Below are 25002 nucleotides of genomic sequence, written 5' to 3' on the forward strand. Positions count from 1 at the left end.
CGGCAGCCCCACTCAGATCGCCATGATGTCGGCCTCTTTCGAGGCGACCATCTTGTCCACCTCCGCGATCATGCGGTCGGTGAGTTTTTGGATTTCGTCCTGCGCACGGCGCTCGTCGTCCTCGGAGGCAAGCTTGTCCTTGACCAGGCGCTTGACATGCTCGTTGGCGTCGCGGCGCAGGTTGCGGATCGCCACCTTGGCGTGCTCGCCCTCGGCCTTGACCACCTTGGTGAGTTCTTTGCGGCGCTCCTCGGTCATCGGCGGGATGGGCACGCGAATGAGGTCGCCATGCGAAGCCGGGTTGAGGCCAAGGTCGGACTCACGGATCGCCTTTTCGATCTTGGCGCCCATGCCCTTTTCCCAAGGCGCCACGCCGATGGTGCGCGCATCGAGCAGCGACAGGTTGGCGACCTGGCTGATCGGCACCATCGTGCCATAGTACTCGACCTGCACGGTATCGAGCAGCGCCGGGTTGGCGCGCCCCGTGCGCACCTTGGCCAGGTTCGCGCGCAGCGCCTCCAGCGACTGCTGCATTTTTTGCTCGGCGGTTTTTTTGATCTCGGGAATGCTGCTCATCGGTTGGCCTCTCGTTGTCTCAGACGTGCACGAGCGTGCCCTCGTCTTCGCCCAGCACGACGCGCTTGAGCGCGCCGGGCTTGAAGATGGAGAACACGCGCACCGGCAGGTTCTGGTCGCGGCACAGCGCAAACGCGGTGGCGTCCATGACCTGCAGCTGCCGCACCATGGCTTCGTCGAAGCTGATGCGCTGGTAGCGGGTGGCGTTCGGGTCCTTTTTGGGGTCGGCGGTGTAGACGCCATCCACCTTGGTTGCCTTGAGCACGATCTCGGCCCCGATCTCGGCCCCGCGCAACGCGGCCGCGGTGTCGGTGGTGAAAAAGGGGTTGCCGGTGCCTGCCGCAAACACCACCACCTTACCCTCCTCCAGGTACTGCAGCGCCTTGGGCCGCACATAGGGCTCGACGACCTGGTCGATGGCGATGGCGGACATGACGCGCGCCTTGGTGCCCCCGCGCTCGAGCGCATCGCCAATGGCCAGCGCGTTCATGACGGTGGCCAACATCCCCATGTAGTCGGCCGTCGCGCGGTCCATGCCAACGGCGCCACCGGCAACGCCACGAAACAGGTTGCCGCCACCGATGACGATGGCCACTTGAACCCCCAGGCGGTTGACCTCGGCAACTTCGGCGACGATGCGCTCGATCGTGCCGCGGTGGATGCCAAAGGCCTCCTCACCCATGAGGGCTTCACCGGAGAGCTTCAGAAGAATGCGCTGCAAAGCGGGCATGGCGGGTCTCGCTACCTGGTCGGGGATTGTACGGGCGACCGCATGGGCCGCCGGCGTGGGTTGCAAAAACGGCCGACCCCTGGGCAGGAGCCGGCCGTGTGTCAGGGGCCAAGGCGGGTTAGGCTTTTTGGGCCGCGGCAACCTGCGCCGCCACCTCGGCCGCGAAGTCGTCCTGCTTCTTCTCGATGCCTTCGCCCACCACGTAGAGCGTAAAGCCCTTGACGGTGGTGTTGGCGCCCTTGAGGTACTGGGCCACGGTTTGCTTGCCGTCGGCCGCCTTGACGAACACCTGATCGAGCAGCGAAACCTCCTTGAGGTACTTCTGCACGGCGCCCTCGACCATCTTGGCGACGATGTCGGCCGGCTTGCCCGACTCCGCGGCCTTTTGTTCGGCGATCGAGCGCTCCTTGGCCACCAGCTCGGCCGGCACCTCGGCCGACGACGTGGCCACCGGCTTCATGGCGGCGATGTGCATCGCCACGTCCTTGGCAGCCACCGCGTCACCCTCGAACTCGACCATGACGCCGATGCGCACGCCGTGCAGGTAAGCGGCCAGCTGGCCGCCACCGGCGTAGCGCTTGAAGCGGCGGATGGTCATGTTCTCGCCGATCTTGCCGATCAGGCCCTTGCGCACGTCCTCGACGGTCGGACCAAACCCTTCCATCGACAGCGGCAGCGCCGACAGAGCCGCCACATCCGCCGGGTTGTGCTCGGCAACGAGCTTGGCCAGCGCCTGGCAAAAGCCCGCAAACAGCTCGTTCTTCGAGACGAAATCGGTCTCGCAGTTGACCTCGATGAGCGCACCGGTGTTGCCGTCGATGTGCGAGGCGACCACGCCCTCGGCGGTGATGCGGCTTGCCGCCTTGCCCGCCTTGTTGCCCAGCTTGACACGCAGGATTTCCTCGGCCTTCTCCATGTTGCCGTCGGCCTCGGTCAAGGCCTTTTTGCACTCCATCATGGGGGCGTCGGTTTTGGCGCGGAGTTCCGCGACCATGCTAGCGGTGATAGCAGCCATTGTGTTGCTCCTGTGGGCGGCCACGCCGCCCCAATGTGATCGAAAAAGATGTCCGCTTGGTGACAAAAAAGGGGCACGCAGCCCCTTGCTGGGTCAGGCAGCGGGGGCTTACGCCTCCTCGACCTCGACGAATTCGTCGCCGCCGGCACGCGCCGCCTGCACCACGTTGTCCACGGCGGCGCTGCGCCCTTCCAGCACCGCATCGGCGATGCCGCGGGCGTAGATGGCCACGGCCTTGGCCGAGTCGTCATTGCCCGGAATCACATAGTCGATACCCTCGGGCGAGTGGTTGGTGTCCACGACGCCGATCACCGGGATGCCCAGCTTCTTGGCCTCGGCCACGGCGATCTTGTGGTAGCCCACGTCGATGACGAAGATCGCATCGGGCAGCGCGGTCATGTCCTGGATGCCGCCAATGTCGCGCTCGAGCTTTTCCAGCTCGCGGTTGAACAGCAGCTGCTCCTTCTTGGACATGCTCTCCAGGCCCGCTTCCTTTTGGGCCTGCATGTCCTTGAGGCGCTTGATCGACGACTTGACCGTCTTGAAGTTGGTCAGCATGCCACCGAGCCAACGCTGCTCCACATAGGGCATGCCGGCGCGGCGCGCCTCGGCCGCGACGATGTCGCGCGACTGGCGCTTGGTGCCCACCATCAAAATCGTGCCGCCATTGGCGGTGAGCTGGCGCACGAACTTGCGCGCTTCCTCGAACAGCGGAACCGTCTTTTCGAGGTTGATGATGTGGATCTTGTTGCGATGGCCAAAGATGTAGGGGGCCATCTTGGGGTTCCAGAAGCGCGTCTGGTGCCCGAAGTGGACACCGGCTTCCAGCATTTCACGCATGGAAATCGACATGGTGGTCTTCCGTTCCAAAGGTTGGGTCTAAAGCCGGCCCGCATCGGCACGCACACTGCGCGCGCCAACACCCGGATGGACCGTCTCGCGATTGTTTGGCGCCCAGGCAATGCCTGCCAGCTGGCGCAAAACCTGATGATTATAACGTCGCCGCGGCGCTGAATGAACGCCGCGAGCCGGGACGTTGAGCGGCGCTGTTTCGCGGATGGTCGCCGCCCCCTGGGCGCGCCTATACTGGCCCCATGGAGCGCATCGTACCGGCTCGCACCCCGACGGCGCCTGCATCCGCGCGGCGCTGGCCGCTGCACGGCAGCGCCGCTACGCGCGTGATCGAGCAGTGGGCGGCGGGCTCGCTGGCGCCCCACACGTTGATGCAGCGCGCAGGCCAGGCGGTGGCGCGCCTGGCGCGCGCGTGGCGCCCGCATGCCCGCCACATCCTGGTGGTGGCCGGGGGTGGCAACAACGGCGGTGACGGGTGGCTGGCCGCGGCGCTGTTGCAGCAGCACGTGGCGGGGCTGCCCGGTGCGCGCGTGCAGGTCTGGGCACTGGGCGATACGTCACGTCAGCCGCCCGACGCCCGTTGGGCGCGCGCCCAGGCGTTGGCGGCCGGGGTGGAGGTCATCGGCGCCCCACCGGCCGAAGCGGCGCAGCCCGATGTGGTGATCGACGCGGTGTTTGGCCTGGGGCTGTCGCGCCGGGTGCAGGGTAGCGCCGTGGACGCCGTGCATTGGCTGCACACCTGCGCGGCACCAACCCTGTGCGTGGATCTGCCCAGCGGCCTGGACGCGGACAGCGGACATTGGTGGGTCGAGGCCCCCGCGTCCCCCCCTGCCCCGCGCCTGACCCTGACGCTGCTGACCCTCAAGCCAGGGTTGTTCACCGGACTGGGCCGGGCCTGCGCGGGCGACGCCATCTGGTTCGACGACCTGGGGGTGAGCCCGGCGTTGGCACCGGACGCCTGGCTCACGCTGCCCGGTGGCTGGCCCGATGTGCCAGCACTGCAACGCGCCCACGCCAGCCACAAGGGCCGCCGCGGCGACGTGCTCGTGCTTGGCGGTCAACTGCCCGGCGCCACCGGCGTGGGCATGACCGGTGCCGCCATCTTGGCGGGCCGCGCCGCCCTGCGCGCGGGGGCGGGCCGCGTCTATGTGGGGCTGCTCGATGGCGGCGCGCCCATGCCCGCGCTCGACACCGGGCAGCCCGCGCTGATGCTGCGCACGGCCGAGGCGGCCCTGGCCTCTTCCCTGCCGGAACACGCGGTGGTGGTGGCGGGTTGCGGTGGCGGGCCGGCCATGGCCGCGCTCCTGCCGGCGCTGCTTGCCCGTGCACCGCGGCTGGTGCTCGACGCGGATGCGCTCAACGCGCTGGGCCCTCTGTCCAGCGGCACCGCGCTGCCCGAGGCCTGGGTTCAACGCCGCAAGGCGGGATGGCACACGGTGCTGACGCCCCATCCCCTGGAGGCCGCGCGGCTGCTCGGTTGCGACAGCGCGCGCGTACAGGCCGACCGGTTGGCCGCTGCACGCACGCTGGCCGAGCGACTGGGTGCGACCGTCGCGCTCAAAGGCAGCGGCACCGTGATCGCCGCGCCGGGCACGCCCCCGCTGGTCAACCTCAGTGGGGATGGCCTGCTGGCCAGCGCTGGCACGGGCGATGTGCTCGCCGGGCTCATCGGCGCACGGCTGGCGGCAGCCGACGAGGCAACGCTGGCCAGCGCAGCGGCGCGTGCCGATGCCGTCGCCCAAGCCGTGGCCGCGCATGGCGCGCTGACCGCATCCTGGCGCGGCCATTGGCCACCGACGGCCACCGACCTCCTCCTCTGATGACGTCATCGTGCAGGGGCCATAAGGGTCAGAGCAGACCGCGCACCGTCGCCAGCGGCAGGAACAAGGACAGCGGGGTCTCGGGCAGCGCGATGAACCCGTGGTGCCGGTAGAAGGCTGCGGCCGTCTCGTCCTTGGCATCGACCGTCAGCGCATAGGCGGCGATCTCTGCACGGGCTGCGCGTGCCAGCGCGTCGGCCAGCAGCGCGCCGCCCAGCCCCTGCCCCTGAAAGCCGCGATCGACCGCCAGACGTCCCATGCGCACGGCGGGAACGGTGGGATAGCGCGGCAGCTTCTTGACGGTGCTCGCCGGCAAATCCGCCAACCACAGGCTCGCCGAGGCCAAGGTGTAGTAGCCCGCGATGCGGCCCTCATCGGTGACGGCCACGAAGCAGGCCGCGACGCGGCGGCGCACGTCCTGCGCAACCTGCTCGCGCAGGTAGCGGTTCAGCGCCGGGCTGTCGCAATCGAAGGCTGAGCGGTCGTGCGTGGCGTCCAGCGGCACCACGCGAAACGGCGCCCGGCTCATTCAGCGCGCAGCAGTTTGCGGCGACGCGTGAAGGCGCGCTTGAGCGCCGGGGCCGCGGTGGGCGGCGCCAGCAAGGCCTGGGCGAAGCACTCCTGGTCGGCCACCGACAGCCGGATGGCGGTCGCCTGTTCGATGGCGCGCTGGGCGGCCTCCTGCACGGCCGAGACCACGAAATCGGTCATCGTGCGTCCCTGCAACTCGGCGGCACGCTTGAGCTGCGCGTGCAGATCGGCGCTGATGCGCGCTTCGAGCCGGGCGGTGGTGGTGTGGGCAGCCATGGGACGGTCCTTCTGACGCCAATTGTACGGCAACGTGCCGTACGGAACCTGCCACGATGCTGGCTCGTGGGAGCGCGAGACCGACCTGCGGCAACGACCGGTTGGATGCCAAGGGTCGAGTAGGCGTCGATGGCTGGCGTGGGCGCCGCAGGCGCGCGGCGCTGGCGGCGCCATGCCCATGGCGGCTGGGGATCGGGCTGCGCCCACAACCCGATGCCCCGTTGGCGCGCCTGGATCTCGGCCACGGCATAGCGCCAGCGCTCGACCCATGGCTGCTCGTGGGCATGGGCACGGTAGTGCCATGCCAGCCCCTGTTGCACGAGCCCGAGCGCCACATCCTGCGCATCCGATGCGTCGACCACCCACAGCACGGCCAGTGTGCGCCCGTAGCGGTCGCGCCCACGTGGCACCAGGGTGACGACGCGGCCCGCCAGGCGCGCGCGCAGCGCGTCACGGGCCTGTACGCCATACGGCTGTTCGAGCTCCGGCGCATCGATGGTGGCCAGGCGCACCGTGCGCTGTTGGCCGCTGCCGTCGCGCACGCGCACCGTGTCGCCATCGTGCACCGACACGACCGCGACCTGTTGCGGGGCCGTTGGCGTGGCATCGCGCGCCGGCGCGATGCCCGGCTGCGGCCCACCGCAGGCGGCCAGACCCAACAGCGCGGCCAGGGCCACCGCCCCCAACCAGGCCCCCAGGCGGCGCGCCATGCTCATCAACCGTGGTGCTTGCACGTCCATCGGCCCCCTTCACAGCAATGGGCGCAGCTCCAGCGCCGCGTCCTGCAGCAACGGCAGCAGCTCGCGCGTGATGGCGCCCTCGCGCAGCCGCTGCTGCGACAGCACGGCGTTGAGCGCCGCCACCGTTTGGCCGCGCATGTCGCGCAGCGGCACCGCGACGGCGTGCACCCCGAGTTCGTGCTCCTCGCTGCACACGCAATGGTCTTCCTGGCGGACCTGTTGCAGGATGCGGCGCAGCGCCTGCGGCTCGGTGACGGTGTAGGGCGTCAGGCGTGGCAAGGCCCCGCTGGCCGCGCTGCGCTCGGCCAGCCAGCGCGTCAGCGCCGCGCGCGGCAGGGCGGCCAGCAGCACGCGCCCCGTGGACGTGGCGTGCGCGGGCAAGCGCGCGCCCAGGTGCAGGCCATGCGCCATCCAGCGCCCACGGACGTACGGCGCCGCGGGGTCACCCAGCGATGCACCCTGCCAATCAGGGGCGGTCTGCGCACCCGGCGGCACGCTGCGTGCGATCACGACCACCGCATCGGCATCCAGCACCGCCACCGAAAACGACGCCTGCGCCCGGGCCGCCAGCCGATCCAGCACCGGCTGCACGGTGCGCGGCAGGCGCGCCGACGCCAGGTAACTGCCAGAAAAGCGCAACACCTTGGGTGCGAGCCAAAAGTAGCGCCCGTCGGTTTCGAGGTACCCCAGGTGGGCCAGGGTCAGCAGGTGGCGGCGTGCCGCCGCGCGGGTCAGACCCGCGCGTTGCGCCGCCAGCGTGGCGTTGAGGCGCTGGCGCTCGGTGTCGAAACTCTCCAGCACCGCCAGGCCCTTGGCCAAACCGGCGATGTAGTCGGCAGGTGCGATTGCCATGACGCAACGATAGCCGATTTCGGCCCGGATGCGATTCTCTGCGCGGTATTCGCACCGCTTGCGCGATCATCGCGCATTTGGTCGATGCCGCGGCTGTCCCGCGCTGGGGGGCGTGCCTACGATGGGGGGGGGTCACAACGGCTCCATCCGGAAAGGAAGATCTCCCCCATGCGCACCCAAGTCGTGATCGTCGGCGCCGGTCCCTCCGGCCTGCTCCTGGGCCAGCTGCTGCACAAGGCTGGCATCGACAACGTGATCCTGGAACGCCAAAGCGCCGAGTACGTGCTGGGCCGCATTCGTGCCGGCGTGCTCGAGCAAGTGGCGGTGGACGTGCTGGACGAGGCCGGTATGGGCGAACGCATGCACCGCGAGGGCCTGGTGCACGAAGGTTTCGATCTGCTGTTCCAGGGCCAGCGCCACCGCATCGACCTCAAGCGCCTGACCGGCGGCAAGACGGTGCTCGTCTACGGCCAAACCGAGGTCACGCGCGACCTGATGGCCGCGCGCGCCGCCAGCGGTCAGACCAGCGTGTACGAGGCCCAGCACGTCACCCTGCACGACCACGACAGCGCCCACCCCTGGGTCAGCTACGAAAAGGACGGGCAGACCCACCGCATCGACGCCGACTTCATCGCCGGCTGCGACGGCTTTCACGGGGTGTGCCGGGCCAGCGTGCCGCGCAGCGCCATCACCGAGTACGAAAAGGTCTACCCCTTTGGTTGGTTGGGCCTGCTGGCCGACACCCCGCCCGTGCACGAGGAGCTCATTTACGTCAACAGCCCGCGTGGCTTTGCGCTGTGCTCGATGCGCAGCCGCACGCGCAGCCGCTACTACCTGCAGGTGCCGCTGTCGGATACGTTGGACAACTGGTCGGACCAGGCGTTTTGGGATGAGCTGCGCCGCCGTCTCGACCCCGCCGCGGCGGAGGCACTGGTCACCGGGCCCTCGATCGAAAAGAGCATCGCTCCGCTGCGCAGCTTCGTGAGCGAGCCGATGCGCTTTGGCCGTCTGCTGCTGGCCGGTGACGCGGCGCACATCGTGCCGCCGACGGGCGCCAAGGGCCTGAACCTGGCAGCCACCGACGTGAAGTACCTGGCCGACGCACTCATCGAGCACTACCAGGAACGCTCCGACGCGGGGCTGGACGGGTATTCGCAGCGCTGCCTGCGCCGCATCTGGCGCGCCGAGCGCTTTTCGTGGTGGTTCACCAGCCTCATGCACCGCTTCCCCGGCGAGGGTGAAATCGCGCAGAAATTCCAGGAGGCCGAGCTCGACTACCTGATCCACAGCGAAGCCGGCGCGCGCACCATCGCCGAAAACTACGTCGGCCTGCCGCTGGACTTCGGCGTGCGGCGCGCCTGACGGCCCGCGGGACCGACGCCCCCTGGCGCCGCAGCGCCGCCGGTGACGCGCGGCGGCAACCCCGTGTGCTGGGTGAGCAGCTGGCCTTTGGCGGGCTGACGCGGCTGGGCCGCGGCGGAGGCGGCGCCCGCGCGCGCCTGGGTGCCCGGCGGGGTGGAGTTGGCGCGCCGTGGCGCGCGGTAGCCGCCGTCGGTGAGCGGCTGGTAGGTCGGCACCAGGTGGTGTTTGCCGTTGCCGATCAGGTCGGCGCGGCCCATGGCCTTGAGCGCCTCGCGCAGCAGCGGCCAGTTGTTGGGGTCGTGGTAGCGCAAAAACGCCTTGTGCAAGCGGCGCCGGCGCTCGCCTTTGACCACGTCCACGCGCTCGGTGCGCTCGTCGCGGTGGATGCCCTTGAGGGGATTGAGCCCCGTGTGGTACATGGCAGTAGCCGTCGCCATGGGGCTGGGGTAGAAGGTCTGCACCTGGTCGGCGCGAAAGCCGTTTTTCTTCAGCCACAGCGCCAGGTTCATCATGTCCTCGTCGCTGGTGCCCGGGTGCGCGGCGATGAAGTAGGGGATCAGGTACTGTTCCTTGCCCGCCTCGCGCGAGTACTTCTCGAACATCTGCTTGAAGCGGTCGTAGCTGCCGATGCCGGGCTTCATCATCTTGGACAGCGGCCCTGGCTCGGTGTGCTCCGGCGCGATCTTGAGATAGCCCCCCACGTGGTGCTGGACCAGCTCCTTGACGTACTCGGGCGACCGCACCGCCAGGTCGTAGCGCAGGCCGGAGCCGATCAAAATCTTCTTGACGCCCGGCAACGCACGCGCGCGCCGGTAGATGCGGATGAGCGGGCCGTGGTCGGTGTGCAGGTTGGGGCAGATGCTGGGGTAGACGCAGCTGGGCTTGCGGCAGGCGGCCTCGATCTCCGGGCTTTTGCAGCCCAGGCGGTACATGTTGGCGGTGGGACCACCCAGATCGGAGATGACGCCGGTAAAGCCGGCAACCTTGTCGCGGATCTCCTCGATCTCGCGGATGATCGAGTCCTCCGAGCGGCTCTGGATGATGCGCCCCTCGTGCTCGGTGATCGAGCAGAAGGTGCAGCCGCCAAAACACCCCCGCATGATGTTGACCGAGAAGCGAATCATTTCCCACGCCGGGATTTTGGTCGGTCCGTCGTGGCGGCCGCGCGCATCCGCATACGCCGGATGGGGACTGCGCGCGTAGGGCAGCCCAAACACCCAATCCATTTCGGCGGTGGTCAGCGGAATCGGCGGCGGGTTGATCCAGACATCGCGCGCGGCGGCCCCCTCCCCGTGCGCCTGCACCAGGGCGCGGGCATTGCCCGGGTTGGTCTCCAGGTGCAGCACGCGGCTGGCGTGGGCGTAGAGCACCGGGTCGGCCTTGACCTGCTCGTAACTGGGCAGGCGGATGACGGTGCGCTCGCGCGGTGCACGCAACGCTGCGGCCTTGGGCGCAAGGCGCACCGGCTGTTCCGTGGCGTTGCCCGCCTCCTGGGCGCAGGGCGCGCCGTCCTGCTCGGATGGCATGGCATAGGGGTTGGGGTGCGGCTCCACCCGGCCGGGCCGATCCACGTCGGTGGAGTCGATTTCGAACCAGCCCTCTGGCACGCCGCGGCGCACGAACGCGGTGCCGCGCACGTCGGTGATGGATTCGATGGGTTCGCGCCGCGCCAGCCGGTGCGCGACTTCGACCAGCGCGCGCTCGGCGTTGCCGTAGAGCAGCAGGTCGGCCTTGGCGTCGAGCAAAATGGAACGCCGCACCGTCTCGCTCCAATAGTCGTAGTGGGCAATGCGGCGCAGGCTGGCCTCGATGCCGCCCAGGAGGATGGGCACGTCCCGGTAGGCCTCGCGGCAGCGCTGGCTGTAGACGATCGCCGCCCGGTCCGGCCGCTTGCCCGCCACGCCGCCCGGGGTGTAGGCGTCGTCGGAGCGGATCTTGCGATCGGCCGTGTAGCGGTTGATCATGGAGTCCATGTTGCCCGCGGTCACCCCCCAGAACAGGTTGGGCCGGCCCAGCGCCTTGAACGCCTCGGCGCTGTGCCAGTCCGGCTGGGCGATGATGCCGACGCGAAAGCCCTGCGCCTCCAGCACGCGGCCGATCACGGCCATGCCAAAGCTCGGGTGGTCGACGTAGGCGTCGCCGGTGACGAGGATGACGTCGCACGAATCCCAGCCCAGTGCCTCCATTTCGGCGCGGCTCATGGGCAGGAAGGGCGCGACCCCAAAGCGCTTGGCCCAGTACGGCTTGTAGCTGGTCAGCGGCTTGGCATGGCGCGGGAAGAACGAGACGTCGGCCGGGGCGTTCATGGGTGCAGGCGAGCGCAGGTAAACCGCGCAGTGTACGCCGCACGCAGTGCGCGTGCAGCCGGCAAACGTATCGGCCCCGAACGCCGCGGGGAGACTCGACGCGTTTCAGGCGGCGGCAGCGGGCGCGCCCGGCTCGCGGCGCCGGAACATGCCCCACCCTTCCATGTGCAACACCTTGTCACCGTGCTGGTTGAACAGCTCCCACACGGTGCGCACCAAGCCGACGTCGGGCCGCTTGCTCATGGGGCGCTTGTCGGTGATGGTGTGGCGCAGGTGCAGCTCGTCACCCGGAAAGACGGGTTTGAGCCATTTCAGACTCTCCAGCCCCGGCGATCCCAGGCTCGACGACTCGTGCAAAAAATTCGTCACCATCAACCGCATGGCCAGCGCGCAGGTGTGCCAGCCGCTGGCGCACAACGCGCCGAACACCGAATGGCGCGCGGCTTCGGCGTCCAGGTGAAACGGCTGCGGGTCGAACTGGCGCGCAAACGCCACGATCTCCTCCTCGGTCACACGCACGCTGCCCAGCGCGCGTGTGTCGCCGACGGCAAGGTCTTCCCACCAGATGCGGATGTGGGGGCTGGATGCGGGGTCGATCGCGGTCATCGGGTGTCCTCCTGCCGCAACGCTAACGCAGGCGAACGTGGCCTGCAGTCACCGACCGGACGCCGCCACGCCCCCGGCGGCAAAGGCCTGGCGCAAGGCGCGCGCGGCATCCTGGTGGGCGGTGAGCGCCTCGGGGATGACGCGCCCCATCTTGATGAATTCATGCGTCACGCCGCGGTAGATCTCCAGGTCCACGGCGACGCCGGCCATGCGCAGCGCATCGGCGAGTTGCACGCCCTCGTCCACCAGCGGATCGCACTCGGCCAGGCCGATCCAGGCCGGCGCCACGTCCGTCCAGTCCGGTGCCAGCAGCGGCGCAAAGCGCCAGTCCTCGCGCTGCGCGTCGTCGATGTAATGGCGAAAGAACCATTGGATCGTCTCGGCCTCGAGCACGAACCCGTGGGCAAAGCGCCGGTGCGACGGCGTGTCCTGCCACGCCGAGCAACCGGGATAGAACAACAGCTGCAGCGCCAGAGGCCAGCCAGCGTCGCGCGCCTGCAGCGCGGTCACCACCGCCAGTGTGCCGCCAGCGCTGTCGCCACCCACCGCGATGCGCTGCGCATCCAGCCCCAGCCCGGCGGCCGCTTGACGCAGCCACGCCAGGGCGTCGAAAGCGTCGAGCACGGCGGTGGGAAAGCGGTGCTCCGGCGCCAAGCGATAGTCCAGCGACAGCACGGCGCACTGGGCCAAGTGCGCCAGGTGACGGCACAGCGGCGCGTGGGTGCGCACACTGCCCACCGTAAAACCACCCCCGTGCAAGTACAACAGCACCGGCGGCGGCCCGGCCTCGGCACCCCGGTGCGGCACCACCAGTTCGGCCGCCAACTGCGCCCCGTCCCGGGTGGGGATGGCCAGCGTCTGTACACGCGCCATACGGTGTGGCGCAATGTCGAGCACGTGGGCGCTGGATTCGTAGAACGCGCGCGCCTGCTGCGGCGTGAGCGCGTGCAGCGGTGGCCGCCCCGCGCGCGCGATGCGATCCAGCACGCCGCGCATCGCGGGGGTCAACAACTGGCGAGGATGGGTCGGGGTCATGGGCCAATTGTGGCGTTTGCCGCGGCGTTTGCCGCGGCGCGGCGGTGCGCCCGCTGTCACCGCCGTGCCTGCCAGGCCACGGCGCGGCGCGCTAGAGTATGGCGCCATCCCATCCGGAGAGCGTTGCCATGGCAGAAATCCGCTACCTGACCACCATTCAGATCGAGCACGGTGCGCTGCGGCGGCTGCGCGCCGAATGCGAGCGCGTGGGCATCCGGCGGCCGCTGATCGTGACCGATGCCGGGGTACGCGCCGCCGGCCTGCTGCAGCGGTTGGTGGACGCGCTGGCCGAGGGTGGCCCCACGCTGCCCCACGCGGTGTACGACGGCACACCGTCCAACCCGACCGAAGCCGCCGTGCGCGCCGCGGCGGCGCACTACCACGCCGCGGACTGCGACGGGCTGATTGCCCTGGGTGGCGGCAGCGCCATCGACTGCGCCAAGGGCGTGGCCATCGCCGTCACGCACGACGGGCCGCTCAAGACCTGCGCCACCATCGAGGGAGGCGCACCACGCATCACCGATCGGGTGCCGCCACTCATCGCCGTCCCCACCACCGCCGGCACCGGCAGCGAGGTGGCGCGCGGCGCGATCCTGATCGTCGATGATGGGCGCAAGCTGGGATTTCACAGCTGGCACCTGCTGCCCAAGGCCGCGATCCTGGACCCCGAATTGACCCTGGGCCTGCCGCCGCGGCTGACGGCGGCCACCGGCATGGATGCCATCGCGCACTGCATCGAGACGTTTTTGGCGCCGGCCTTCAACCCGCCGGCCGACGGCATCGCGCTCGACGGGCTGGAGCGCGGCTGGGCGCATATCGAGCGTGCCACCCGCAACGGCCAGGACCGCGAGGCCCGGCTGCAGATGATGAGCGCGAGCATGCAAGGCGCGATGGCCTTTCAAAAAGGGCTGGGCTGCGTGCACTCGCTCAGCCACAGCCTGGGCGGGCTCCATCCAGCCTTGCACCACGGCACGCTCAACGCCGTGTTTTTGCCGGCGGTGATCGCCTTCAACGCCGAGGCCGAGAGCGTGCGGCGCGAGCGTCGGCTGGAGCGCATGGCACGCGCCATGGGCCTGGACGGCCCCGACGCCATCGGCCCGGCGATTCGCGCGCTCAACGCCCGCTTGGGCCTGCCCAGCGGGTTGGCCGAGTTGGGGGTGACGCCGGCATGGTTCGACCGCATCATCGACGGGGCGCTGGCCGACCACTGCCACCAGACCAACCCGCGCCAGGCCACGCGCGAGGATTACCGCGCCATGCTCCAAGCCTCGCTGTAGCCCGGGGGGCAGCGGGCGGCCGTCGCCCGCGTCGCCCGGCTCACAGCGGCTCGACGCGGCCCGGGTCGGGCCGCTGCAACCACTCGGCCCACTCGTCGGCCAGGCGCTGCGCCTCGCGCACCGCGGTCTGCCAGGCCTGCATGCGCTCGGCCAGGCGCTGACCGTAGCGCGGGAAGTCGGTGCGGTCGGGCAGCTTGCCGTTGGGCAGACGCCGCACCCAGTCGGGGTCGGGCGCGAGCACGATGGTGTGCGCCAGCGCGGCCGTGGGCCGATGGCGCCAGCGCAGGCCCTTGTCCAACCAGCCCGGCACGATTTGGCGCTGAAAATGCGGGTACAGCACCAGCCCGTGCTGGGGCCGCCAGCGCAGGTGCAGGTGGTAATCGGTGATGCCACCATCCCAATACGCACCAGGGGGCGCGCCGGGGATGTCGTGCACGGCCTGCAGCACGAACGGGATCGAGCAGCTTGCCTGCAGCGCCGGCATGAAGTTGTCCACGCGCAGGGGCACTTGGCGCGTGCGGTAGTCGCTGGTGTCAAACGGCAGTGGTGCCGCGCCGCCCGGCCCGGCTGCCGGCGCGGAAAACACCACCCGCTCCAGCCAGGCCCCCATGGCGCGCCGGCGCGCCACGTTGGTCAAGAATGCCCCTGCGTAGCCGAGCGGGGTGCGCCAGCGCCCCTCGCGATCGAGCAGGTGGCGCCCGCGGGCGGTCACGATGTGCACGCGCCAGCGTGGATGCTGCAGCACCTGCTCGATACGGCCGCCAAAAAATGCGCGCAAATTGGCGGCAAACGCCGCGCTGACCTGCTGTGCCGAGGGCCGGCTGCGCCCGGGCTCGACCACGTAGTCCTGGGCGATGTAGTCGCGCTCCAGGCGCTCGAATGCGGCCACGCAGTCGTCCAGACAGGCGGTGGCCATGCGCCAGGCGCCGATCGAGGCCCCGACGAGCTGCACCACGTGACCGCCCTGGGGCAGCCAGTGGCCAAACAGAAAGCGGTCCAGCGGGCCCAGAATCAAACCCTTGGGACCACCGGCAGCGCCTGGCACCACGCCCACGTCGGCAGGCTGCAACCCGCGCGTGCGCACGTGGGCCAGCGCCGCCGCTCCGGCGTAAATGCGCAGCGCCCGGGTCATCGCGCGGCCCCGGGGTTGACGACATCCGGATCGACCAGCAGGTCGGGGTCGAGCTGCAGCAGCTCCCCCAGCGCGTCCGGATAGGTGTGGATGAGCATGTCGCGCTGGTTGCCCAGGGCCCACACCCGCGCGCGCCAAGCCGCCAGGTGCACGACCGCCGCCAGCGGATCGGCGGATTCACGGTGCAGGGGGTCGAGATGCTGTTCGATGGCCTGCACCAGCAGGCGCGGCAGCCGCCAGTGTTGCGCCAACGCCGCGCCCACCTCGGCATAGGCATAGCCCAGCGCTTGGTATTCGGCGCCGGCGCGCTCCAGGGCGTACCACGGGCAGGTGCGGTCGAGGTCGCGCATCACCTCGGGCATGACCTGGTGCATGACCAGCTCACCCACCGCGTGCAGCAACGCTGCGGTGAAAGCCACGTTGTCGTCGAGCCGGCGTGGCACGCACACGCGCCGCGCCACCGATGCGGCCACGAAGCTGTAGGACCAAAAACGCTCCAGGTCCATGCCCGGCGGCGCCGGAAAGCGGCTTTGCACCGCCGCCGCCACGACCAGCGCCCGCACCCGGTTGAAGCCCAGCACCATCACGGCATCGCGCGCGCTGTGCACCGGCCGCAACAGCCTAAACAGCGCCGAGTTGGCCTGCCGCAGCAGGCGGGCCACCAGCGCCGGGTCGCGCTCCAGATCGGCCGTGATGCTGTCCAGATCGACGTCGTCGCGCCCAAACGTGGCGATCAGCCGCGCCGCCACCTCGGGCACGACCGGCAACGCGTCGGGGTGCTGTAGCAATGCCTGCAAGCGCATGACCATCAATGCAAAAAGGCCGCGAGCTCGCCCGCGGAGGTCCACTGTTCGGGGTCTTTGTCGAGCACGGTCTCGAGGCTGAGCCCGAGCAAAATCGCCACCACGTCGGGGAAGGTGGCGCGCATCGCCTCGCGGTCCAGGTTCATCTCCTGCGCACGCGCGCGCCACGACGCCATGTGCACGACGCCCGCCAGCGGCTCGTAGATATCGCCCTCGAAGGGGAGCAGCTGGTGCCGCAGGGCGGTGACGATGTTGTCCGGAAAATCCCAGCGCTGTGCAAACGCGGCGCTGACGTCGGCGTAGGTGTAGCCCAGCACGGCGCGTTCGACTTCGGCGCGTTTCATGTCAAAAGGCGAGACCCGCCAGTCGATTTTGGCCACCACGTCGGGCATACCGATGTGCATGACCAGATCGCCCACCGCGTGCACCAGGCCGGCGGTAAAGGCCGCCCCTTCCGGCAGCTTGAGGCTGCGTGCCAGCGGCCGGCAGATCTTGGCGGTGTTGAGGCTGTAGCGCCAAAATTGCTCCAGGTTGACGCCGGGCACGGTACGAAAGCTGCTGCCCAGCGCCACCGCCTGCACGAGCGTGCGCAGGTGGTTGAAGCCGAGCACGGTGATCGCCTCGCCCACCGAGTCGATCTGGCGCGAGAGGCCAAAAAACGCCGAGTTGGCGAGCTTGAGCAGCCGCGCGGTCAGACCCGGATCGGTGGCAATCAAGTCGGCGATGCGCCGCGCGTCCGGGTCGTCCTGGTCCAGCTCGGCCGTGACCTCGGACACCACGCGCGGTATGCTGGGTATCGCCTTGGCCTGTTGGAGCAGTTCATCGAGTGTCATGACAGGCCAATTATCGGTGCCCAACGGCCATCGTGGCGCGCCACGGCCTCAACGCCGCAGCCCCTGCAGTTTGGCAAAGGCCGACGCCATCGCCGTGGGCGCCGGCTCGGCCGCGCGCGGGCGCACCTGGCCCCCGCGCACGCCATGCGCCGCTGCGTAGCCGGCACGGGGCGCCGCCGCGCCAGGCGGTGCATCCAGCCGCATGCTCAGCGCGATGCGCTGGCGCGGCACATCGATCTCCAGCACCTTGACGCGCACGATGTCGCCGGCCTTGACCACCTCGCGCGCATCGGCCACGTAGCGGTTGGCCAGTTCGCTGACATGCACCAGGCCATCCTGGTGCACGCCAATGTCGACGAAAGCGCCAAACTGCGCGACGTTGGTGACCGTGCCTTCCAGCACCATGCCGGGCTTGAGGTCGCGCAGGTCCTGCACCGATTCCTCGAAGCGCGCAACCCGAAAATCCGGCCGCGGATCGCGCCCGGGCTTTTCCAGCTCGGCCAGGATGTCGCGCACCGTCACGGGGCCAAAGCGCTCGTCGGCGAAGGCCTCGGGCTTGAGGGTGCGCAGCACCTCGGCCTTGCCCATCACGGCCTCGATCGGCCGCCCGGCCGCCGCCAGGATGCGCTGCACCACCGGATACGTCTCCGGGTGCACGCCGGTCATGTCCAGCGGGTTGTCCCCGCCGCGGATGCGCAAAAAGCCCGCGCACTGCTCAAAGGTCTTGGGCCCGAGCCCTGTGACCTGCAGCAGTTGTTGCCGGTGGCGAAACGCCCCATGGGTGTCGCGCCAGCGCACCAGCGCCCGCGCCGTGGCGGCCGACAGGCCCGAGACCCGGGCCAGCAGCGGCACGCTGGCGGTGTTGAGATCGACCCCGACGGCGTTGACGCAATCCTCGACCACCGCGTCGAGCGTGCGCGCCAGGGCCGCCTGGTTGACATCGTGCTGGTACTGCCCCACGCCGATGCTCTTGGGGTCGATCTTGACCAGTTCCGCCAACGGGTCTTGCAGCCGCCGTGCGATGCTGACGGCGCCGCGCAGGCTGACGTCGAGGTCGGGCAGTTCCTGCGCCGCGGTCTCGCTGGCACTGTACACCGAGGCACCCGCCTCGCTGACCATCACCTTCTGCGGCACGCGCTGCCCCTCGCGAGCGCGCAGGCGCTGCAGCAGCTCGCCCACCAGCCGGTCGGTTTCGCGGCTGGCGGTGCCATTGCCGATGGCGATCAGCTCCACCCCATGGCGCAGCACCAGGGCCGCCAACGTCGCCAGCGCGCCTTCGACGTCGCGCCGCGGCTCGAAGGGGTACACCGTCGCCGTGTCCACGACCTTGCCGGTGGCGTCCACCACGGCCACCTTGACGCCGGTGCGGATGCCGGGGTCCAGTCCCATCGTCGGGCGCGGACCGGCCGGCGCCGCCAGCAGCAGATCGCGCAAGTTGGCGCCAAACACCTGGATCGCCACCGCCTCGGCGGCCTCGCGCAGACGCGCAAACAGATCGCGCTCGATCGACAGGCTCAATTTGACGCGCCAGGTCCATGCCACGCAGCGGCGCAGCCAATCGTCGGCCGCACGCCCCTGGTGCGACCAGCCCAGCAGCTGCGCCAGCCGCCCCTCGGCCAGCGAGGGCTGACCGGGTTGCGGCTCCTGCGGCTGGGCCAGCCGCAGGTCGAGCACCTCCTGCGCCCGGCCGCGAAACATGGCCAGCGCCCGGTGCGAGGGCACGCGCGCGATCGGCTCGTCATGCTCGAAGTAGTCGCGGAATTTGGCCACCTCGGGGTCGTCGGGGTTGCGGGTCTCGATGCGGCGGCTGCGCAGCACACCCTCGGCCCACAGCCACTCGCGCAGGGGCTGCACGATGGCCGGGTCCTCCGCCCAACGCTCGCTCAGGATGTCGCGCGCGCCGTCGAGCACCGCCGCCACGGTCGTGAAGTCCCCACCACCCTCGTTCGGCGCCGCCTGCACATAGGGTTGGGCGGCCTGGTGGGGATCACGCGTCGGGTCGGCCCACAGCGCATCGGCCAGCGACTCCAGCCCGGCCTCGCGCGCGATCTGGCCCTTGGTGCGGCGCTTGGGTTTGTAGGGCAGGTACAGGTCTTCCAGATCCTGCTTGGTGGCGGCCGCCTCGATGGCCGCGCGCAGCGCTGGCGTGAGCTTGCCCTGCTCCTCGATGCTGCGCAAAACGGCAGCGCGGCGTGCTTCCAGTTCGCGCAGGTACACCAGGCGCTGTTCGAGCTGGCGCAGCTGCGTGTCGTCCAGGCCGCCGGTGGCCTCTTTGCGGTAACGGGCGATGAAGGGGACGGTGGCGCCGCCGTCCAGCAGGTCCACAGCGGCCTGCACCTGGGCGGCGCGCACACCGAGCTCGTCGGCAATGCGGTGCGTGATGGCGCTCATGAGGGGACGTGTCTTGCGAGAGCGGCAGAGTGTGCCACAGCGCGGCCGGCACGCGCTTTGCTTGGCAGCGCGTGAACGTCTCCCATCGTCCGCCCATGAGCCCCACCAGTCTGCCTGTCGACAACTACCTTCCGTACATGCCCGATGTGACGCGCTGTGAGACGTCGCTGCGCGAACTCAACCTGATGTGGCGCTTGATCGAGTCGTCCGCCCGCATGGTCTGCCCCACCGAGGCCCAGGCCATCCTGCCCACCATCGCCGCCACCCGCGCGGGCTTCGACCGGCTCGAGCGCGAGCTGGTTCGCAGTCTGGTGTCCGAAAAAATCGACAACGTGATGGCCGCCATCGGCACACGCGCGGCCTACGTGATCGACATCGTGGTGCGCAACCTGTACGAACGCACCGCGGACGTGGGATTCTTGGCAACGGACCGTGTGCTGTGCGAGTTCGTCGCGGGCCAGACCCGGGACGTGGAGCCCGTGCGCGCGCGCCTGCTGTCGTACCGGCGCAAGTACACCGTCTACGACGAGATCTTGCTGCTCGACGCCAACGGCAACGTGCTGGTGCAAACCGACCCCGCGCACGCCGTCGAAGGCACGCACGATCCGCTGCTCGCCCAAGCGCTGCAGGCCGACGGCTTCGTGCAGGTGTTTCGCGCCACGGATCTGCGCCCGGGCATGGGCCCGAGTTTGATCTACGCGCAGCGCATGCTGCACCCCAGCACACGCCAGCCCGTGGGCGTGCTGTGCCTGGTGTTCGGTTTCGAAGCCGAGATGGCGGGCATCTTCCGGTCACACCGCGATCCGCGGGGACGCTCGATCCTGCTGCTGCTCGACGGCGACGGCACCGTCATCGCGAGTTCGGACGAGCACTGGATCGCGCGTGGCACCCGGGTGCCGACCAACCCGGACGGGGCACCGCGCCTGTTGCTGCATGCTGGCCGCGAGTACCTGGTGCAAACCCGCCGCGCCGCGGGCTATCAAGGGTATCAAGGCCCCCTGGGCTGGCAGGGTCAGGTGATGATTCCCATCGAACTGGCGTTCGCGCGCGACGACGGCAGCCCCCTCGATGCGCTGGATCCCGCCGTCGCCTCGGGCCTGTTGTCGCACGCCCGCAGCTTCAGCCCGCCACTGTTCGAGGTGATCCGTGCCACGGAGTCGATCCGCCGCGTGGTCTGGAACGGCCAGGTCGTCACAGCGGGGCAGGACGTCGACCGCCAAAGGCTCAAGACCATCCTCGATCAAATCAGCGAAACCGGGGCACGCAGCAACACCCTGTTCGCGCAATCGGTGCGTGATCTGTACGAAACCGTGCTGTCGTCCAACCTGCAGCAAATCGGGCTGGTGGCACACCTGGCCGTGGACCTGCTGGACCGCAACCTGTACGAGCGCGCCGATGACTGCCGCTGGTGGGCCCTGACGCCCGAGTTTCGCACCACGCTGGCGCATCCAACGCACCCATCCGGTGCATGGGAATCGGTGGCCTCCATCCTGCGCTACATCCATTCGCTCTACACCGTCTATACCCGCTTGTTCGTGTATGACCGCGACGGGCGGATCCTGCAAGAATCGCGCGACGACGGCTGCGCTGACGCCGTGGGCACGACCGTGGACGCCGAAACCCTGCGGGCGGTGCTGGCATTGCCCGACGAGCAGTCCTACTGGGTCACACCGTTTCGGGTCGATGCGCTGTCCGATGGACACGCGACCTACACCTACCACGCGGCGATCCGCCATCCGGACGACGAGCGGCAGGTGGTCGGCGGCATCGGTATCGTCTTCCACGCCCAGCGGGAATTTCTGGCCATGCTGCACGGGGCGGTGGCCGAACGCCAAGGCGCCCTCGCCTATCTGATCGACCGGCAGGGGCGGGTCATCTCCAGCACCGATCCGCAGCAGCCCGTGGGCTCGGTGCTCGAGGAAGCCAGCCCCTGGCTGGACCTGGCCAACGGCCAAACGGTCAGCCGGGTCGTGCTCTACCGGGGGCAGTACGCCGTGCTGGGGGCATCCGCCTCGGCGGGGTACCGAGAGTTCAAGACCAGCGACGGCTACCGCGACGACATCATCGCCATCGTGGTCGAACCGTTGGGGGAGGTGCGCGACGCCCGCGCCCGCAACAGCGGCCCGCAGGATGACTGGTGGACCCAATCCAGCGGCCGCGGCTGCCACGAATACGCCACGTTCTTCCTCGACGGTGATGTGCTCGCGCTCGATGCCGCCTGTGTGCGCGAAGCCGTACCGGCCGATCGCATGACGGTGGCACCGGCCGGGGCCCACCCCGCCCGCATCGGTCTGATCCCGCCAACCGCCAACATCCGGCTCGATCACTTCATCTGGGTTTACGACCTGGCGCGCCTGCTCAGCCCGACTGCGAGCACGCGCAGCGCGACCGAGGGGCGCCAGATCATCCTGGTCGAGCGTGCGGGCCACCTGTTTGGCCTGCTGGTGGATGAATTGCACGCCGTACCGGAGTTTGGCGCCGATGATTTGATGGAAGCCCCCTTTGGCGGGGCTGGCCGGCAACTGATCAACCGCCTCATACGCGCGCGCGGCGGCCAGGTCTTGATCGCGGTGTTGGACAGCGACCGCCTGCTTGCCGCGACACAGGGCTGAGCACACCGGGGCGCGGGCTCAGGCGCACGAGCGCAGCGCCGCGCGCAGCTGCGCCCCGACCTCGGGCCGGTCGGCAAACGGATCGGGCGGGTTCTCACCCGCGACGATGGCCTGCGCGCGCTGGCCCACCGGGCCCAGGGCGTGCGGGTGGGAGTAAATGTAGAAGCGCTCTTGTTCCAGCGCGTCGAAGACGCGCTGGGCCACCTCGGCGGCCGTGACCTTGCCACTGCTGACCGCCTTTTCGCTCATGGCCTGGCCGATGAGCTGGCTGCGCGTCGGTGCGCCCGCCGCCAACTGGGGGGGCCGGTTGCGCTCGCTGTGGCTGATGCCGGTGGGCACGAAGTACGGGCACAGCACGCTGGCCGAGACCTGGTCGGTCACCAGGCGCAGGTCCTGGTACAGGGTTTCGGTCAGCGCCACCACGGCGTGCTTGCTGACGTTGTAGACCCCCATGTTGGGCGGCGTGAGCAGCCCGGCCATGCTGGCGGTGTTGACGATGTGCCCGCGCCACGCCGGGTCGGCTTGCGCTGCGGCCAGCATCATCGGGGTGAACAGGCGTACGCCATGGATCACGCCCCACAGGTTGACACCCAGCACCCATTGCCAATCCGCCAGGGTGTTTTCCCACACCAGGCCGCCAGCGGCCACGCCGGCGTTGTTGAAGACGAAGTGCGGCGCGCCAAAACGCGCCTGCACCGCAGCGGCCAGCCCCTCCATCTGCGCGGCATCGGCCACGTCCACGCGCTGGGCGAGCACCGCCACGCCCGCCTGCAGCGCCTCGGCACGGGCGCGCTCCAGCGCATCGGGCTGGACATCCACCAGCACCAGGTTCATGCCGCGCCGCATGGCGATGCGCGCGACCTCGAGCCCGAAGCCGGAACCGGCACCGGTGATGACGGCCGTGCGGCCGGCGAATTCGGTCAGCATGCGCTCCTCCCCCCGGTGCGTCAGTCGACGAGCTTGACGAGCTGTTTGCCGACGTTGCGCCCCTTGAGCAAGCCCAAAAAGGCTTCAGGCGCGGCTTCCAGGCCCTGCGCCACGGTTTCGCGCGGGCGGAAGCGCCCGCTGCCCACCAGCTCACCCAGCTCGGCCAGGGCCTGCGGCCAAACCTCCATGTGCTCGCTGACGATGAAGCCCTCGATGCGCATGCGGTTGATGAGAATGAGCGACGGGTTGAGCATCGGCAGCGGCTGGCCGTCGTAGCCGGCGATCATCCCGCACAGCGCCACGCGCGCAAACGCATTGGCGCGCAGCATCACCGCGTCCAGCACCGTGCCGCCCACGTTTTCGAAGTGGCCGTCGATGCCGTTGGGGCACGCCGCCTTGAGCGCGCGCGCCAGCGCGCCCAGGTCCCGGTGCTCGCGGTAATCGATGCAGTCGTCAAACCCCAGCTCGTCGCGCACGTACGCGCACTTGTCGGGACCACCGGCGATGCCAACCACGCGGCAGCCGCGTTGCTTGGCCAACACGCCCACGGCGCTGCCCACCGCGCCTGCGGCCGCGCTGACGGTGATGGTTTGGCCGGCCTTGGGCGCGATGATCTGCGTCAAGCCATACCAGGCGGTCACCCCGGGCATGCCCACCGCGCCCAGGTAGTGGCTGGGCGGGATGCGCGAGACATCGACCTTGCGCAGCATGCCCGGCTGATCCCCATCGACCACGCTGTAGAGCTGCCAGCCGCCCATGCCCACCACCCAGTCGCCGGGCGCGTAGCGGGGGTGGCGGCTTTCCTCCACCTGCCCGACGGTACCGCCGATCATCACCTCGTTGAGGGGTTGCGGCGCGGCGTAGCTCTTGCCCTCGTTCATGCGCCCGCGCATGTAGGGGTCCAGGCTCAGGTAGTGGTGGCGCACCAGCACCTGGCCTTCGGCCAGCGGCGGCGTCTCGGTCTGCACCAAGCGAAAGTTGTCAACGCTGGCCTCGCCCTGGGGGCGGCTGACCAGCAGTATCTGTTTGTTCAGTGGCATGGACAACACTCCTGTGGGCCGGATGGCCCGTGGTCAATCGGTAGGGATGACGCCGGCGTCGGTGGCCGGCGTTTGCAGGTCGCGCACGCCCGCGCCAGGCGTGGGCAGACGGCGCACATAGCGAAACGTGCCGCTGGCGTGCGCGCACAGCCGTCCGGCGGCATCGCGCACCTGGCCCTCGGTAAAGGCCATGGTCGCGGTGCGGTGCAGCAGCCGCGCCCGCGCCACCAGCGGCCCCTGCGCCGCCTGCATGAAGCTGGTTTTCATCTCGATGGTCACGACCCCCATGTCGCGCTGCACGCTGCGCGCGGCATGCGCCATGACCACATCGAGCAGCGTCATGCTGGCACCACCGTGCACCACGCCAAACGAGTTCAAATGCTCAGGTGCGGGGTCGTAGGCGATCTCAGCCTCCCCGTCGTCCCAGCGGCGCAAGCGAAAGCCCAGCAGCTCGACGAAGGGGATGCGGACGCTCAACGGCAGGTCAGCCGCCGGTGACGACACTGACGCCCCCATCCACCGCCAGCCACTGTCCGGTGATGTGTTTGCCTGCGTCGGAGGCAAACAGCACCACCGTGCCCTTGAGGTCTTCGTCGTCCCCTAGGCGGTTGAGGGGCGCGTGCGCGGCCAGCCGTTCTTCGCCCATGGCCTGCAGCGTGCCGCGCGTCATCTTGCTGGGGAAAAACCCCGGGCAAATGGCGTTGACGCGGATGCCGTAGCGCCCCCATTCCGCGGCCAGCGCGCGCGTGAAATTGATCACCGCGCCTTTGGAGGTGTTGTAGGCAATGGTCTTCATGTCCGGCGGGTTGCCGCCCAGGCCGGCGATCGAGGCCACGTTGACGATGCTGCCGCGGCGGCGCGGGATCATGCTGTGCTTGCCCACGTACTGGCTGAGGATGAAGTACCCCCGGATGTTGAGGTTCATCACCTTGTCCCAAGCCTCGAGCGGGTGGTCCTCGGCCGGCGCGCCCCAGGCCGCCCCGGCGTTGTTGACCAGGATGTCGATGTCGCCCAGGCGTTGCAGCGTCTCGGACGCCAGGCGGTGGATGTCCTCCTCGCGCGCGCAGTCGGCGGCGATCCAGCGTGCGTCGATCCCTTGGGACTGCAGCCGTGCCGTGGCCTCCTCCAGTTCGTCGGCCTTGCGCGCGCTCAGCATGACCTTGGCGCCCGCCTCGCCCAGCGCCTGCGCCAGCTGCAGGCCCAGGCCACGCGAGCCGCCGGTGACCAGGGCCACACGGCCGCTGAGGTCGAACAATTGTTGAACGGTGCGGGTCATCGTCGCGGTC

General features: G+C 69.6%; 23 protein-coding genes. 4 read left to right on the top strand and 19 right to left on the bottom strand.

Annotation, left to right across the window (positions count from 1 at the left end; all coding sequences use genetic code 11):
* Positions 1-12 precede the first annotated feature (12 nt).
* From frr to rpsB, 4 genes are all read right to left on the bottom strand, one after another.
* A complete protein-coding gene (frr, locus tag Tther_RS00530; RefSeq protein ID WP_143899766.1) occupies positions 13-576 on the bottom strand; it encodes a ribosome recycling factor in 564 nt (187 codons plus the stop codon).
* A 19-nt stretch (positions 577-595) separates the two neighbouring features.
* Positions 596-1306, bottom strand: a complete 711-nt coding sequence (gene pyrH, locus Tther_RS00535; RefSeq protein WP_143899768.1) for a UMP kinase — start codon at positions 1304-1306, stop codon at positions 596-598.
* 118 nt (positions 1307-1424) lie between these two features.
* Complete coding sequence (gene tsf, locus Tther_RS00540; RefSeq protein ID WP_143899770.1) at positions 1425-2321, bottom strand: translation elongation factor Ts; 897 nt, start codon at positions 2319-2321, stop codon at positions 1425-1427.
* A gap of 108 nt (positions 2322-2429) precedes the next feature.
* Positions 2430-3173, bottom strand: a complete 744-nt coding sequence (gene rpsB, locus Tther_RS00545) for a 30S ribosomal protein S2 (protein WP_143899773.1) — start codon at positions 3171-3173, stop codon at positions 2430-2432.
* Between the two features lie 242 nt (positions 3174-3415).
* Here rpsB and Tther_RS00550 point away from each other — a divergent pair, with 242 nt between their 5' ends.
* Positions 3416-4993 carry an NAD(P)H-hydrate dehydratase gene (locus Tther_RS00550; protein WP_143899776.1) on the top strand — a complete coding sequence of 526 codons (1578 nt, stop codon included), beginning with the start codon at positions 3416-3418 and terminating at the stop codon, positions 4991-4993.
* A gap of 28 nt (positions 4994-5021) precedes the next feature.
* Here the strand turns inward: Tther_RS00550 and Tther_RS00555 are convergent, their stop codons facing one another.
* The 4 genes from Tther_RS00555 to Tther_RS00570 are packed head-to-tail and all read right to left on the bottom strand — an operon-like array spanning position 5022 to position 7392.
* A complete protein-coding gene (locus tag Tther_RS00555; RefSeq protein ID WP_143899778.1) occupies positions 5022-5522 on the bottom strand; it encodes a GNAT family N-acetyltransferase in 501 nt (166 codons plus the stop codon).
* Complete coding sequence (locus tag Tther_RS00560) at positions 5519-5800, bottom strand: type II toxin-antitoxin system TacA family antitoxin (RefSeq protein ID WP_143899780.1); 282 nt, start codon at positions 5798-5800, stop codon at positions 5519-5521. Before Tther_RS00560 ends, Tther_RS00555 begins: the two co-directional genes overlap by 4 nt.
* A complete protein-coding gene (locus Tther_RS00565) occupies positions 5701-6540 on the bottom strand; it encodes a thermonuclease family protein (RefSeq protein WP_143899782.1) in 840 nt (279 codons plus the stop codon). Before Tther_RS00565 ends, Tther_RS00560 begins: the two co-directional genes overlap by 100 nt.
* A 9-nt stretch (positions 6541-6549) precedes the next feature.
* Entirely contained in the window at positions 6550-7392 is an 843-nt protein-coding gene (locus Tther_RS00570) for an IclR family transcriptional regulator domain-containing protein (protein WP_143899785.1), read from the bottom strand.
* A gap of 168 nt (positions 7393-7560) precedes the next feature.
* On the opposite strand from Tther_RS00570, the gene pobA reads away from it, so the two are divergent.
* Positions 7561-8754 (top strand): 4-hydroxybenzoate 3-monooxygenase, encoded by a 1194-nt coding sequence (gene pobA / locus Tther_RS00575; protein WP_143899787.1) that lies wholly within the window; start codon positions 7561-7563, stop codon positions 8752-8754.
* Here pobA and Tther_RS00580 read toward each other — a convergent pair.
* The 3 genes from Tther_RS00580 to Tther_RS00590 all read right to left on the bottom strand — a co-directional run bounded on the left by Tther_RS00580 (position 8712) and on the right by Tther_RS00590 (position 12701).
* Positions 8712-11060: a YgiQ family radical SAM protein gene (locus Tther_RS00580; protein ID WP_143899789.1), complete on the bottom strand. Its 2349-nt coding sequence runs from the start codon at positions 11058-11060 to the stop codon at positions 8712-8714. The two genes, pobA and Tther_RS00580, sit on opposite strands and share 43 nt — an antisense overlap.
* 105 nt (positions 11061-11165) lie before the next feature.
* The gene (locus Tther_RS00585; protein ID WP_143899790.1) at positions 11166-11666 is read right to left on the bottom strand and encodes a MaoC family dehydratase; all 501 of its coding nucleotides are present in this window, start codon (positions 11664-11666) and stop codon (positions 11166-11168) included.
* Positions 11667-11714: 48 nt separating this feature from the next.
* Complete coding sequence (locus Tther_RS00590) at positions 11715-12701, bottom strand: alpha/beta hydrolase (RefSeq protein ID WP_246098843.1); 987 nt, start codon at positions 12699-12701, stop codon at positions 11715-11717.
* Positions 12702-12829: 128 nt separating this feature from the next.
* On the opposite strand from Tther_RS00590, the gene Tther_RS00595 reads away from it, so the two are divergent.
* Positions 12830-13978: an iron-containing alcohol dehydrogenase gene (locus tag Tther_RS00595; RefSeq protein WP_143899792.1), complete on the top strand. Its 1149-nt coding sequence runs from the start codon at positions 12830-12832 to the stop codon at positions 13976-13978.
* Positions 13979-14018: 40 nt separating this feature from the next.
* On the opposite strand, the gene Tther_RS00600 is transcribed toward Tther_RS00595, so the two are convergent.
* From Tther_RS00600 to Tther_RS00615, 4 genes are read right to left on the bottom strand one after another with little or no spacing between them, the layout of a single operon-like run.
* Positions 14019-15110 carry a patatin-like phospholipase family protein gene (locus Tther_RS00600; protein WP_143899794.1) on the bottom strand — a complete coding sequence of 364 codons (1092 nt, stop codon included), beginning with the start codon at positions 15108-15110 and terminating at the stop codon, positions 14019-14021.
* The gene (locus Tther_RS00605) at positions 15107-15913 is read right to left on the bottom strand and encodes an HDOD domain-containing protein (protein WP_185974955.1); all 807 of its coding nucleotides are present in this window, start codon (positions 15911-15913) and stop codon (positions 15107-15109) included. Before Tther_RS00605 ends, Tther_RS00600 begins: the two co-directional genes overlap by 4 nt.
* A 5-nt stretch (positions 15914-15918) precedes the next feature.
* On the bottom strand, positions 15919-16746 hold the full coding sequence (locus Tther_RS00610) for an HDOD domain-containing protein (RefSeq protein WP_143899798.1): 828 nt from the start codon (positions 16744-16746) through the stop codon (positions 15919-15921).
* A 48-nt stretch (positions 16747-16794) separates the two neighbouring features.
* Entirely contained in the window at positions 16795-19137 is a 2343-nt protein-coding gene (locus tag Tther_RS00615; RefSeq protein WP_143899800.1) for a Tex family protein, read from the bottom strand.
* Positions 19138-19232: 95 nt separating this feature from the next.
* Here Tther_RS00615 and Tther_RS00620 point away from each other — a divergent pair, with 95 nt between their 5' ends.
* A complete protein-coding gene (locus Tther_RS00620) occupies positions 19233-21749 on the top strand; it encodes a chemotaxis protein CheW (RefSeq protein WP_143899802.1) in 2517 nt (838 codons plus the stop codon).
* Positions 21750-21767: 18 nt separating this feature from the next.
* Here the strand turns inward: Tther_RS00620 and Tther_RS00625 are convergent, their stop codons facing one another.
* Genes Tther_RS00625 through Tther_RS00640 form a run of 4 tightly spaced genes read right to left on the bottom strand, consistent with a single transcriptional unit; the run spans position 21768 to position 24992 of the window.
* Entirely contained in the window at positions 21768-22676 is a 909-nt protein-coding gene (locus tag Tther_RS00625; protein WP_143899805.1) for an SDR family oxidoreductase, read from the bottom strand.
* 20 nt (positions 22677-22696) lie between these two features.
* Complete coding sequence (locus Tther_RS00630) at positions 22697-23716, bottom strand: NADP-dependent oxidoreductase (RefSeq protein ID WP_143899807.1); 1020 nt, start codon at positions 23714-23716, stop codon at positions 22697-22699.
* 33 nt (positions 23717-23749) lie between these two features.
* A complete protein-coding gene (locus Tther_RS00635) occupies positions 23750-24232 on the bottom strand; it encodes a PaaI family thioesterase (protein ID WP_143899809.1) in 483 nt (160 codons plus the stop codon).
* Positions 24201-24992, bottom strand: coding sequence for an SDR family oxidoreductase (locus Tther_RS00640; protein ID WP_143899811.1), 792 nt, complete (start codon positions 24990-24992; stop codon positions 24201-24203). The genes Tther_RS00635 and Tther_RS00640 overlap by 32 nt, the downstream gene beginning before the upstream one ends.
* Positions 24993-25002 lie beyond the last annotated feature (10 nt).

The sequence above is a fragment of the Tepidimonas thermarum genome (assembly GCF_007556705.1).
In the GTDB taxonomy this organism is placed as follows: Bacteria; Pseudomonadota; Gammaproteobacteria; order Burkholderiales; family Burkholderiaceae_C; genus Tepidimonas; species Tepidimonas thermarum.